The organism is Streptococcus sp. Marseille-Q5112 (assembly GCF_916700555.1).
GTDB lineage: Bacteria > Bacillota > Bacilli > Lactobacillales > Streptococcaceae > Streptococcus > Streptococcus symci.
This window is the reverse complement of sequence record NZ_CAKAKP010000004.1, coordinates 162,636-174,862: the sequence shown is the minus strand read 5'-3', so window position 1 is coordinate 174,862 and position 12,227 is coordinate 162,636. Positions and strand designations below refer to the sequence as shown.

Here is a 12,227-nt window from a genome sequence, read left to right as displayed (position 1 = left end):
TTATTTACCTCCTTTAGTGTTTTTGCGAGCTGGAAGAACTTCACCACGGTAGATCCATACTTTAACACCAAGTTTACCGTATGTAGTATCTGCTTCTTCCCAAGCGTAATCGATATCTGCACGAAGTGTGTGAAGTGGAACAGTTCCTTCAGAGTAGCCTTCAGCACGGGCAATATCTGCACCGTTCAAACGACCTGATACTTGAGTTTTGATTCCTTTAGCTCCAGCACGCATTGCACGTTGGATTGCTTGTTTTTGTGCACGACGGAAAGCAACACGTTGCTCCAATTGACGAGCAATACCTTCACCTACAAGGTGAGCATCCAAATCAGGTTGTTTGATTTCGATGATGTTGATGTGTACTTGTTTTCCAGTCAATTTGTTAAGTTTTGCACGGAGTGCATCAACGTTAGCACCACCTTTACCGATAACCATACCTGGTTTAGCAGTGTGAAGTGAAACGTTAACTTTGTTTACTGCGCGTTCGATTTCGATAGTTGAAACTGCTGCGTCAGCAAGTTCTTTTTGAACGAATTTACGGATTGCAAGATCTTCATGAAGGTAATCCGCGTATTCTTTTTCAGCATACCATTTGGCATCCCAATCACGGATGATGCCGACACGCATACCAATTGGATGTACTTTTTGACCCACGATTTTACCTCCTTATTTTTCTGCAACAGCTACAGTGATGTGAGCTGTACGTTTGTTGATTGGTGAAGCTGAACCTTTCGCACGTGGACGGAAACGTTTCATAGTTGGTCCTTCGTTTGCGAATGCTTCAGATACTACCAAGTTAGCTTTATCCAAACCAAAGTTGTTTTCAGCATTAGCTACAGCTGAGTTCAAAACTTTCAAGATGATTTCAGCAGCTTTGTTTGGAGTGAATGTCAAGATTGCGATTGCATCGGCTACGCTTTTTCCACGGATGTTATCAAGAACAAGACGTGATTTACGAGGTGAAACACGTACTGTACGAGCCATTGCTTTAGCTGAAGTAATTTCTGCCATTTATGTTCTCCTTATTTTCTACGTGTTTTCTTGTCGTCTGCAGCGTGACCTTTATAAGTACGAGTTGGTGCAAATTCACCAAGTTTGTGACCTACCATGTCTTCTTGGATGTAAACAGGTACGTGTTTACGTCCGTCATAAACTGCAATAGTGTAACCAATGAAACTTGGGAAGATCGTTGAACGACGTGACCAAGTTTTAATAACTTTTTTCTTTTCGTCGTTAGCTTGAGCTTCAACTTTTTTCATCAAATGCTCATCGACGAAAGGTCCTTTTTTAAGACTGCGTCCCATTTTTATATTTTCTCCTTTAAATATTGTACCACAGCGGCTTGCGCTCCTATGGAGCGCTACCGAGCTGGCGGATTTACTAGTTACTTAAGCGACTAGTTTAATATTATTTCTCGTTGCGACGACGAACGATAAGTTTGTCAGATTTCGCTTTCTTGTTACGAGTTTTAAGACCAAGAGCAGGTTTGCCCCATGGAGTAGATGGTGCTTTACGACCAACTGGTGCTTTACCTTCACCACCACCGTGTGGGTGATCGTTAGGGTTCATTACAGAACCACGAACTGTTGGGCGGATACCTTTCCAACGGCTACGTCCTGCTTTACCAAGGTTTACAAGTCCGTGTTGTTCGTTTCCGACAACACCAACTGTAGCACGGCAAGTTCCAAGAATCATACGAACTTCACCTGATTGAAGACGAACAAGAACGTATTTACCTTCAGAACCCAATACTTGAGCAGATGCACCAGCAGCACGTACCAATTCACCACCACGACCAGGTTTCAACTCGATGTTGTGGATCAAAGTACCAACTGGGATGTTAGCAAGTGGAAGAGCGTTTCCGACTTTGATATCTGCTTCTGGACCTGAAACGATACGTTGACCTACTTCAAGACCTTTTGGAGCGATGATGTATGCTTTCACACCGTCAGTGTAGTGTACAAGAGCGATGTTTGCAGAACGGTTTGGATCGTACTCGATTGTTTTAACAACTGCTTCAACGTTGTCTTTGTTACGTTTGAAGTCAACCAAACGGTAGAAGCGTTTGTGTCCACCACCTTGGTGACGAACTGTGATACGACCGTTGTTGTTACGACCAGCCTTGCTCTTCAATGCAACAAGCAATGATTTTTCAGGAGTGCTTGTTGTGATTTCAGCGAAATCCAAAGAAGTCATATTACGGCGACCGTTTGTTGTTGGTTTATAAACACGAATTCCCACGATATTTCCTCCTTAGATTATTCAGCTTCAGCAGCAAACAACTCGATTGCTTTTGAATCAGCTGTAAGTGTGATGATAGCTTTTTTAGTTTTGTTTGTAAAACCAGTGTAACGTCCAACACGTTTAGCTTTTGGTTTTACGTTGATTGTGTTAACATTAGCAACTTTAACACCTTCGAAAGCAGCTTCAACAGCTTGCTTGATCAAAAGTTTGTGTGCACGAGTGTCAACTTCAAATACATATTTTCCTGCTTCAAGTTGAGCCATTGAGCTTTCAGTGATTACAGGTTTTTTGATAACATCATACAAATTCATTATGCAAGAACCTCCTCGATTTTAGAGATAGCTGCTTGTGTGACAAGAAGTTTGTCGCTATTTGCGATGTCAAGAACACTTGCAGTTGTAGCAGTTGCAACTTTCACGTTTGGAAGGTTACGAGCTGAAAGAGCTGCGAATTCATTTCCTTCTTCAAGGATAACAAGAACTTTAGAATCGATGCTCAATGCTGCAAGAACTTTTGCAAATTCAGCAGTTTTTGGAGCTGTAAATGAAAGAGCGTCTACAGCTACGAATTTGTTTTCAGCAACTTTTTCAGAGTAAACTGATTTAAGAGCTAGGCGACGAACTTTTTGTGGAAGTTTGTAGCCATATGAACGTGGAGTTGGTCCGAAGACAACACCACCACCACGCCATTGTGGTGAGCGGATAGAACCTTGACGAGCACGTCCAGTTCCTTTTTGACGCCATGGTTTGCGTCCACCACCTGATACTGCAGAGCGGTTTTTAACAGCGTGTGTTCCTTGACGAAGGCTTGCGCGTTGGCTGATGATCACATCAAACACAACTGATTCATTTGGTTCGATACCAAATACTGCATCGTTAAGAACAACTTGGCCAGCTTCTTTACCAGTTTGGTCAAATAATGTTACGTTTGCCATTGTGACTGATTTCCCCTTTCTTTATTATTTACCAGCTTTAACTGCTGATTTGATAGTGATAAGAGATTTCTTAGCACCTGGTACGTTACCTTTGATAAGGATAACGTTCTTTTCTGGAACAACTTGTACAACTTCAAGGTTTTGAATTGTTACGCGGTCGCCACCCATACGTCCTGCAAGGTTTTTACCTTTGAATACGCGGTTAGGTGCAACAGGTCCCATAGAACCTGGACGACGGTGGTAACGAGAACCGTGAGCCATTGGTCCACGTGATTGTCCGTGGCGTTTGATAACACCTTGGAAACCTTTACCTTTAGAAGTACCAGTTACGTCAACAACGTCTCCAGCTGCGAATGTTTCAACTGTGATTTCAGCACCAACTTCCAAGCCTTCAACGTTTTTGAATTCACGAATGAAGCGCTTAGGAGCCGTGTTAGCTTTCGCTACATGTCCTTTAGCAGGTTTGTTGCTCAATACTTCGCGTTTGTCATCAAAACCAACTTGGATAGCGTTATATCCGTCTGTTTCAACAGTTTTAACTTGAAGAACAACGTTTGGAGTTGCTTCAATAACTGTTACAGGGATCAATTCGCCAGCTTCAGTGAAGATTTGAGTCATTCCCACTTTTTTCCCTAAGATTCCTTTTGTCATGAGAAAATAGTTCCTTTTCTATATTTTTTATTCAAAAAGTTTTTAACGAGCGTTTTTTATGCTCAAGTCTAAGATACAAAGGGCGTCAAACTCAAAGTGAAAATAGGAAACTGACGCAGTGTCTAGCAGAAACTAGGAAGTTTATCTTTTTCACACCGAGTTTAGCCCGTGTTCAATTAGATTGAAACACCAGCCTCTGCTCTTTTATATTTTAGATTAAAGTTTGATTTCTACGTTTACACCACTTGGAAGATCCAATTTCATCAACGCATCAACTGTTTTTTGAGTTGGGTTAACGATATCGATCAAACGTTTGTGTGTACGCATTTCAAATTGTTCGCGAGAGTCTTTGTATTTGTGAGTCGCACGAATGATTGTGTAGAGGCTACGTTCAGTTGGAAGTGGGATTGGACCCGCAACTTGTGCACCTGTACGAGTAGCTGATTCTACGATTTTTGCAGCCGCTGTGTCAAGCGTACGGTGTTCGTAAGCTTTCAAACGGATACGGATTTTTTTGTTTGCCATCTTTTTCTCCTTTTCGTCTATTTAAGATAATAGGCTAGCTCCACAAGAAAACCGACGCGGTGTTGCGTGGCAATGCAACCGAGCGTGTCGCAACCTCTTGCATCAAAGCTAAAGCTGTAATTTACAGCACCATAATAGAATAACACAAAGCCCCTGCGATTGCAAGGGATTTGTTGCTGTTTTTTCGTTTTTTTACAATGAAACTGTTTTCCTATTTTTTCTTTCTAAAATTAGAAATTTTCTTCTATATAATTTGAGTCCTCTTGATCTCAAATTTACCTTCTGATTGGTCCACTAAGATATCCGCCTTAGACTCGGTCTCTTTATAGTAGTGTAGATATTGCTCCCGTATCATCTGATGGCTAGCCAATATAAAGGATGCATCGCGATTTCTCACAGTCGTATCTCGAGCTAGACGCCGCTTTAATTCGGTCTCCTCATCCGTGTAGAAACAGATGGTTTTGTCAAAGAGTTCCTTTGGCAGAAAGCCAACAGACATCCCTTCGACAATCAGAATCGGTTTTTCTCCAGACAAGATCTCACTAGCCCTCCAAGGTTCTTCAATTGTCAAGACATCCATACCCGCCTGCAAGGCTAAGATATCTCTCTGCAAACTTGCCAATTCATGTGCCACCGGCAGACAAGCTGTCACCTTTTGCTCTGTCGCTTGCTTTGGTACCACCAGATGACGGTCTGAGGTAATATAGGGATCTGTTTCTAGCAAATTTACTGTAGTAGAATCTAAAGCTTGGTACAATTCCTGTACAAAGGTTGATTTACCCGAAGCCCCATGACCGTATATCCCAGCGTCCTGACTTTTCCCGTTTCTATTTCTGAGGCAAGCTGGTCTATTAAGTCTTTTCTCTTCATTCTCTCTTCACCTGTTCATAACTTTCTTTTCCGTCATTGAGTCTGTCCCAAATCACTACTTGCCCACTTTCGAGCGATTTTTGCACATCGATAATTCGTTGATTGGAAGAACCTCGAAACTGTAGCATGAGATTGCGCTTAGTTCGATCGTATCGTCCATCAACAAGAATGTCAATCAATGATAAGAGTTCCAGTTTATCTGGAGTTTCCAACATCATTTCTTCCCATGTATAGCCCGTCCAGGACCAGATATCCTTATCTGGCAGTTCCTTCCGAATCCGCTTAACGAGTGGCAAGAGAATTCCCGTATTGAGAAAGGGCTCCCCTCCCAGCAAGGTCAATCCTTGAACATAAGGTTGAGCGAGATCTGCCATGATCTGTTTTTCTAATTCTGCTGTATAGGGAATGCCAGCATTGAAGGACCAGGTCGCTACATTATAACACCCCTCGCAGTGAAACATGCAACCTGATACATAGAGGGAGTTACGCACACCCTCTCCATCTACAAAGTTGAAGGCCTTGTAATCAATAATCCGCCCTTGACTGAGTTCTTCGCTTTTCCATTCTTGTGGTTTTGGATTATTCATTCGCTACCTCTATCCAATAACGCTCGACTCCATTACGAACATCCTCAAGGAGCCCACCATTTGCTAAAATGACTGCTCTGCTAGCAGGATTATTTACGCTACAGGTCACAAGCGTTCTCTTGATGTTCTTTTCCTTAGCAACTTGCAAGCCCTGACGGAGAGTCTCTTTAGCATAACCTTTGCCTCTTTCTGATGGACGAATGGAGTAGCCAATGTGGCCAGCATAATTCAATAAACCCTCATTCAGTCTCAATCGCAGATTCAAAAATCCTAGAGCACGACCTACATCATCAAATGATACAAATTGAATAGAAGGAACACGATTTTCAGGCAAGTTTATCCCCATCTCTTTTTGCATATTTATTTCCAACCATTCTTCATACACAAAGTTCTCTGTATCCCAGAAACCACCGTCGTGAGGCGACTGATATTTTTCAAACTCTGCCATCATCTCTAAAACTGTTACTTTATCTGCTAATATTGGTCTTCGTAGTTCCATTCTTACCTCCCACTAAGAGAAAAGCGAGAGTTGACTCTCACTTTTATTTTTTCTTGTTCTTGTTTAAAAATTGTTCTCTGAGGTTGAGCAAACGTTCTTTCTTACCAGCTCCACCTTTAGAGTGTTTCTCGTGATAACGGGTCACTTGTGCGCGCCCCTTATCGTCTAATTGATATTTTCCCATTTCATTTCTTTCTAATTTGTTACTTGATGGCCAGCTACTTTAATCGTTGAACCATTCATATGTTTGACACGCGCAGCGATTTCCTTGTGACGGCCGTTGACCATCGGTCTGGCTTGAGGATTGCCAAGATAGCCACAAGTCCGTTTAACAACGTCTACTGTTTTAGGGTCGCTATTGCCACAGTTAGGACAAGCAAATCCTCTCTCAGTTGGTTCAAAATCCCCTTCAAAGTCACACTTGTAGCAACGGTCAATTGGAGTATTGGTCCCTAGATAGCCGACACGGTCATAGGCATAATCCCAGACAGCTTCCAAGGCCTTTGGATTTTGCTGAAGGACTGGATACTCACAATAATGGATGAAACCACCTGACGCACCTGCTTCTGGATAGACTTTCTCAAAGTCTAATTTTTCAAACGGTGTTGGATTCTTACGCACATCGTAGTGGAAAGAATTGGTGTAGTATTCCTTATCTGTAATATCAGGAATAGAACCAAACTTCTCTGTATCCAGTCGGCAGAAACGGTCTGTCAAACTTTCAGATGGTGTTGAGTAGATAGAGAAATGATAGCCATATTGATCTGACCACTCTTCTACACGGCGTTTCATATCTCGAATAATGTCTAGCGTGAATTCCTTAGCATCTGGATTGCTTTCCCAGCTATTACCAAAGAAAACAGTCGCTACTTCGTACAAACCGATATAGCCTAGTGAAACTGTCGCACGACGATTCTTAAAGAGCTGGTCAACACTTTCTTCTTTACCTAGACGATGGCCAAAAGCACCGTACTGATAGAGGATAGGAGCATTCGCTGGTGTCGCCTCTTTAGTGCGTTCGACACGATAAACAAGAGCATCTTCAGCGATATTCATCCGCTCGTTGAAGATTTCCCAGAACTTATTCATGTCGCCCTCAGACTCAAGAGCAATACGAGGCAGGTTAACCGTCACAACGCCTAGATTCATCCGACCCGAATTGACTTCTACGCCATTCTCGTCTTTCCATCCTTGGAGGAACGAACGACAGCCCATAGGAACTTTGAAAGAACCTGTCAAATCAACAATCTTATCATAGGACAAGACGTCTGGATACATCCGCTTGGTTGCACACTCAAGAGCCAACTGCTTAATGTCGTAGTTGGGAGTCCCTTCTTCCAAGTTAAGGCCTCTTTTAAGCGTAAAGATGAGCTTAGGGAAGATGGCTGTACGATGCTCCGAACCAAGCCCCTTGATTCGGATGGTCAAGATAGTTTTTTGAATTTCCCGTTCGAAACGACTAGTTCCTAAACCAAAACCGAGCGAAGTAAAAGGTGTTTGTCCATTTGAAGTGAAGAGGGTGTTAATTTCATACTCAAGAGATTGCATGGCATCGTAGATGTCTTTTTGGGTTTTCTTCCATGCATAATCTTCTCGTTTATCAGGTAAAACCCACTCTTCCGCATCCTTGAGGTGTTTTTGATAATTCTTCTCTGCATAAGGAGCCAAGACTTCATCGATACGGTCAGCTGAACAGCCTCCATACTGGCTAGAAGCAACGTTGGCAATGATTTGGGAAATCTGAGCTGTCGCAGTCTGGATAGACTTGGGACTTTCTACTTCTGCATTTCCAATCTTAAAACCATTTTCCAACATACCTTTAAAATCAATCAAACAGCAGTTGGTCATAGGTGTATAGGGGCTGTAGTCCAAATCATGATAGTGGATATCCCCCTTTTGGTGGGCATTGGCTACGTGCTTAGGAAGCATTTGCAGTCCGATTGATTTCCCAACAATACCTGCTGTCAAATCACGTTGAGTGTTAAAGACATCACTGTCTTTATTAGCATTTTCATTGACAACGGCCTGATCTTTATTGAGAAGCTTATGGATACTAAAGTTAATATCTGTCGCTTTTGAGCGTTCAAAATCCCTTTGTGTCCGATAAGTAATATACTCCTCAGCCAGCGCATATTCTTTGGCTTCAAGGAGTTCATGTTCTACGATATTTTGAATTTCGTAAATCTTAACCCCCTGTGGAAAGCGACTATGAATTTCTGTGACAATTCGCTCGGTCAGAGCATTGAGGCGTTTTTCGACCAAGGGTGTCACATCCATAACCTTGTCAGCCGCCTTGTGGAGAGCCTTGTCAATCTTGTCCACATCAAATACAACACGTCTCCCATCTCGTTTTTCAACGAAGAGAGTTGGCAAAATTGTAATTTTTTCTTCTAGTGCAATCATATGCATGCTCTTTTCTAAAATGTTCTTTCTAAAAAGTATTATACCACTCTAAAAAGAAAAATCAATATCTTGTGGTAAAAATCCTAAAAATTTTAAAAATACACAAGATATTGATTTGACTATTTGATTTTATAGACTTTAAACTCTGAGTAATCAGTCTTTACTTGTTGGTAATTTTCTTTCAAGAGTGTCTCCGCCTCAGACCAGAGAGCCACCTTGTCGTTTACCACAATCACCTTAGGTTGGTTTTCTTTCAAGTCATTGATTAAACTAGTTTTATTCTCTTCTGTACTCGTGTAAAGAAGAGGTGATGGAAACATGGATCCAGCCAAACGCTGGCTTTCTTTATACATTTGAACATGTGAATCCCAAATATAGATTTGGTCACCATCACTCGTCTCTTGTTTGACTCTATCTACCACTTGATGTTGTTCTCTATAAGAAGCTGGATGCAAGACAAAACGAGCTACAAAAGGAATTGCAATCAGATAAACCACCACTAGGATAGGTAGGTAGAGATTTCCCTTCATGAATTTTTTCCATAAAGTTGGAACCTCCTCTCTTCTCCGACGACGAGCTCCTCTAGCTGAGTGTTTCCCACGAATACTGGTCATCAAAAGAAGGAGTAAAGACGGAAGGATTAGAATCAAACGCGAACCGTGAAGAGGTTCTTGAGAAAAAAGCAACAAGGCTAATACAAATAAGAAAGCAAAACTAGCTGGTACTGAAATAACATATAATCTTGATGCCTTTGATTGGAACAATCCTAGAAAAACAAGGAAGAGAGCTCCTAAACCAAAGGTCAACAAACCATAGAATACAACATTATCCATTAGTTGAGGATTCGTAAAGACCTGAAGGGAATCAATCGGATACAAAAGACTTCCTATAGCTTCTCCAAAACCACCTGAAGTAAGCACATAGTAGCCTACTGAGTAAAAGATGAGAGAAAAACCAAGTGCCGCTGCAAAAAACTGATAAACTCCATGGACAAAACGACCATGCCCAACATTAAAGACAAATAAACCAATCGTTACTACTACAGCAAAGAGAAGACTTGTAAGAGGCTCTATGAAAAATGATAGGCCCAAAAAGATCCCCAGATGTAGAAATCCCTTGTCATGATTAGGATTTGATAGATAAGCTGCTATAAATGAAAATCCTGCAAACAGGAATGGCAGAGCTAAGATAGTAGCATAACCTCCTCCAAAACCAAGACCAGACACCAAGATATAAAATATGGTTAGGAGTTGTTTGGCTTGTTCCCTTTGTCCCGTCAGATAGTCGGTTGAAGAAAAGAGGAAATAACCTCCTCCTAAGAGGGCTAGCCATTCTACCAAGGCAAAAAGGATGCCTCCTTGGGTAATATAAAGTAGTAAGTAATAAAGAAGACCTTGACTTGCATAATAGCTACTGTAAAGCTGTCCTCCCTGATGTAAAGCCCACCCTATATACAAATCCTGCGCCTGAGAGGGACCTACCATATCTAAAAGTAAAGGTATCACCACAGAAAAAACCGTTGCAATCGTACTTCCAATGATGAGTCTGAAAAACGGGAAAGCTACCTGTTCTTCTTTTTCTACATGAGATTCAAGGTTCCTATCCAGTCTATTTTCAATTTCATTACTCTGTATCGTTTCGGATACTTCTTCGATTCTGCCATATACAGCCATATCGTTTCTCCTATTCAATTTATCTGTCTTAGTATATCAAAAAGACCTAAAATTGTCAGCTTGCGATGGCTGTTTGAGCGATTTTTTGCATAGTTTCACAAAGGTTTCAATTTCCCGAAATCGGTGTAAATGCGTCTGTTTAAATGACATGATATAATCCAATTCTTTCTGAGTCAGCATCGTTCCTCCTATATCTTCTTATTCGTAAAAGGCAAGAAAAATAGGACTGGGTTGTATCCTAAGTCCTAGATTTCTTATAAGATAGGGGCGAATAACTGGGCAATTTCCTTAATCAATTTCTGATACCAGCTATTTTTTATCGTATGAGGGAAAATTTCTTGAGATACTGAAAAAATCTCCTGAAAGTCTTTTTGAATCTCTGTGATTGATGCCGTTTTATATAGCAAAACTGCATCTTCATAGTGATGAAGTAAACTTCTATAATCTAAATTAATCGTTCCAACTACAGCAAAGTCCTTATCCACTAAGATTTGTTTACTATGGATGAAGCCTGGACTATACTCAAAAATCCTTACTCCTGCTGACAACAAATCCGGATAGGCCCCTCTTGTAATGAGTTGGATTAATTTTTTATCTGGAATGAAAGGAGTCACGATGCGAACATCAACACCCCTCATGGCCGCGTTTTTAATACTCTCAGTTAAATCATAGTCAATAATCAAATAGGGTGTTGTGATATAGACTGAGTCAGTAGCCTGATTAATCAAACTTTGATAGACTTTTTTCCCTACCTGAGTACGGAAGATGGGCTTGGGACCACTACCATAGGGAATACAGAGCCCTTGGCTAGAACGAGGCTGGTTTTCCAAGTGATACTGGTCAAAATCACTGATTTCCCCACGATTGATGTACCAAGTCATCAAAAAGAGACGGGTTAGAGCCTTGACACCAGGGCCATCTATGCGAATCCCACTATCCTTCCAATAACCAAAGCGTTCTACATGGTTGATATACTCATCGGCTAAGTTAATGCCTCCTGTATAAGCTACCTGACCATCTATAACAAGGATTTTACGATGGTCTCGATTATTATAAGCTACCGTCAAACGAGGAATCACCTTGTTAAACTTATGGGCTTCAATTCCTCGACTACGAAGCTGAACAGTATAGTCTCCAGGTAAAGTCGCCATACAACCGATATCATCATAGAGCATCTTGACCTCTACACCCTGAGCTGCCTTTTGCTCTAGTATATCTAGTATGCTATTCCACATCAGACCTTCTTCGACAATATAGTACTCTAGAAAGATAAATTTCTCAGCTTTCTTGAGGTCTTCCAACATATGTTGCCACATGCTTTCACCCGAAGAAAAGAATTGTGAATCTGTTCGATCATAGACATCGGCATTGCTATCCATACTTAGCAAAGATTTGATAACTCCGTAAGCCGCCTTATCATCTTCCTTCAATTTCTGGCGGAGAGCTTTACTGTTATCCTCCCGAAAATGCATGGAACCAAGTTTGTCCAACTGCTTGATTTCTTTTTTGGACAATCGCCTTTCACCAAACATCAGATAGAGCAAGGGCCCGATGACAGGAACAAAAGTTACCACTAACCACATTACTTTACTTTCAGGCGCCATTGAGCGATTGACAATTGCGACAATAGTCGCCATACTCATAAAAATTAAGACAATTACCCATAGAATAGGGGCCATGCGCCCTAAATAGAGAAAGAGACCAAAAACAAGACAAAGTTCAAGTAGCATAATCGAAAGACTAAAGCCATACTTGGACATCAATAATTGAAATTTTCTATATTTCATACATCCCCTTTCTTTTAACCTTCCCCCTAACCACCTAATTAATAGATGTTTCCA

14 protein-coding genes and 1 pseudogene are annotated in these 12,227 nt (G+C 41.3%); all 15 read right to left on the bottom strand.

What is annotated here, in order from left to right; all coding sequences use genetic code 11:
• Complete coding sequence (rpsC, locus tag LG372_RS04070; protein WP_000529936.1) at nt 1–654, bottom strand: 30S ribosomal protein S3; 654 nt, start codon at nt 652–654, stop codon at nt 1–3.
• Nucleotides 655–666: 12 nt separating this feature from the next.
• Nucleotides 667–1,011, bottom strand: a complete 345-nt coding sequence (rplV, locus tag LG372_RS04065) for a 50S ribosomal protein L22 (protein WP_000818137.1) — start codon at nt 1,009–1,011, stop codon at nt 667–669.
• A gap of 11 nt (nt 1,012–1,022) precedes the next feature.
• Nucleotides 1,023–1,304, bottom strand: a complete 282-nt coding sequence (gene rpsS, locus LG372_RS04060; RefSeq protein ID WP_000533766.1) for a 30S ribosomal protein S19 — start codon at nt 1,302–1,304, stop codon at nt 1,023–1,025.
• A gap of 103 nt (nt 1,305–1,407) precedes the next feature.
• Nucleotides 1,408–2,241 (bottom strand): 50S ribosomal protein L2, encoded by an 834-nt coding sequence (gene rplB, locus LG372_RS04055; RefSeq protein ID WP_000512911.1) that lies wholly within the window; start codon nt 2,239–2,241, stop codon nt 1,408–1,410.
• A gap of 17 nt (nt 2,242–2,258) precedes the next feature.
• Nucleotides 2,259–2,555, bottom strand: a complete 297-nt coding sequence (locus LG372_RS04050) for a 50S ribosomal protein L23 (protein ID WP_001055347.1) — start codon at nt 2,553–2,555, stop codon at nt 2,259–2,261.
• Entirely contained in the window at nt 2,555–3,178 is a 624-nt protein-coding gene (rplD, locus tag LG372_RS04045) for a 50S ribosomal protein L4 (protein ID WP_000024537.1), read from the bottom strand. The genes LG372_RS04050 and rplD overlap by 1 nt, the downstream gene beginning before the upstream one ends.
• Nucleotides 3,179–3,202: 24 nt before the next feature.
• A complete protein-coding gene (rplC, locus tag LG372_RS04040; protein WP_000160197.1) occupies nt 3,203–3,829 on the bottom strand; it encodes a 50S ribosomal protein L3 in 627 nt (208 codons plus the stop codon).
• A 216-nt stretch (nt 3,830–4,045) separates the two neighbouring features.
• Nucleotides 4,046–4,354 (bottom strand): 30S ribosomal protein S10, encoded by a 309-nt coding sequence (gene rpsJ, locus LG372_RS04035; RefSeq protein WP_001284513.1) that lies wholly within the window; start codon nt 4,352–4,354, stop codon nt 4,046–4,048.
• 244 nt (nt 4,355–4,598) lie between these two features.
• A pseudogene (locus tag LG372_RS04030) lies at nt 4,599–5,224 on the bottom strand (uridine kinase).
• On the bottom strand, nt 5,221–5,811 hold the full coding sequence (nrdG, locus tag LG372_RS04025) for an anaerobic ribonucleoside-triphosphate reductase activating protein (RefSeq protein ID WP_225742191.1): 591 nt from the start codon (nt 5,809–5,811) through the stop codon (nt 5,221–5,223). Before nrdG ends, LG372_RS04030 begins: the two are co-directional and overlap by 4 nt.
• Nucleotides 5,804–6,310 (bottom strand): GNAT family N-acetyltransferase, encoded by a 507-nt coding sequence (locus tag LG372_RS04020; RefSeq protein ID WP_049487406.1) that lies wholly within the window; start codon nt 6,308–6,310, stop codon nt 5,804–5,806. Before LG372_RS04020 ends, nrdG begins: the two co-directional genes overlap by 8 nt.
• Before the next feature lie 43 nt (nt 6,311–6,353).
• Nucleotides 6,354–6,494, bottom strand: a complete 141-nt coding sequence (locus tag LG372_RS04015; protein WP_000521618.1) for a hypothetical protein — start codon at nt 6,492–6,494, stop codon at nt 6,354–6,356.
• An 11-nt stretch (nt 6,495–6,505) separates the two neighbouring features.
• On the bottom strand, nt 6,506–8,713 hold the full coding sequence (gene nrdD, locus LG372_RS04010) for an anaerobic ribonucleoside-triphosphate reductase (protein ID WP_225742190.1): 2,208 nt from the start codon (nt 8,711–8,713) through the stop codon (nt 6,506–6,508).
• Nucleotides 8,714–8,832: 119 nt separating this feature from the next.
• Nucleotides 8,833–10,386 carry a damage-inducible protein CinA gene (locus LG372_RS04005; protein ID WP_225742189.1) on the bottom strand — a complete coding sequence of 518 codons (1,554 nt, stop codon included), beginning with the start codon at nt 10,384–10,386 and terminating at the stop codon, nt 8,833–8,835.
• Nucleotides 10,387–10,640: 254 nt separating this feature from the next.
• Complete coding sequence (gene cls / locus LG372_RS04000) at nt 10,641–12,173, bottom strand: cardiolipin synthase (RefSeq protein WP_125851538.1); 1,533 nt, start codon at nt 12,171–12,173, stop codon at nt 10,641–10,643.
• Between the last annotated feature and the right edge of the window lie 54 nt (nt 12,174–12,227).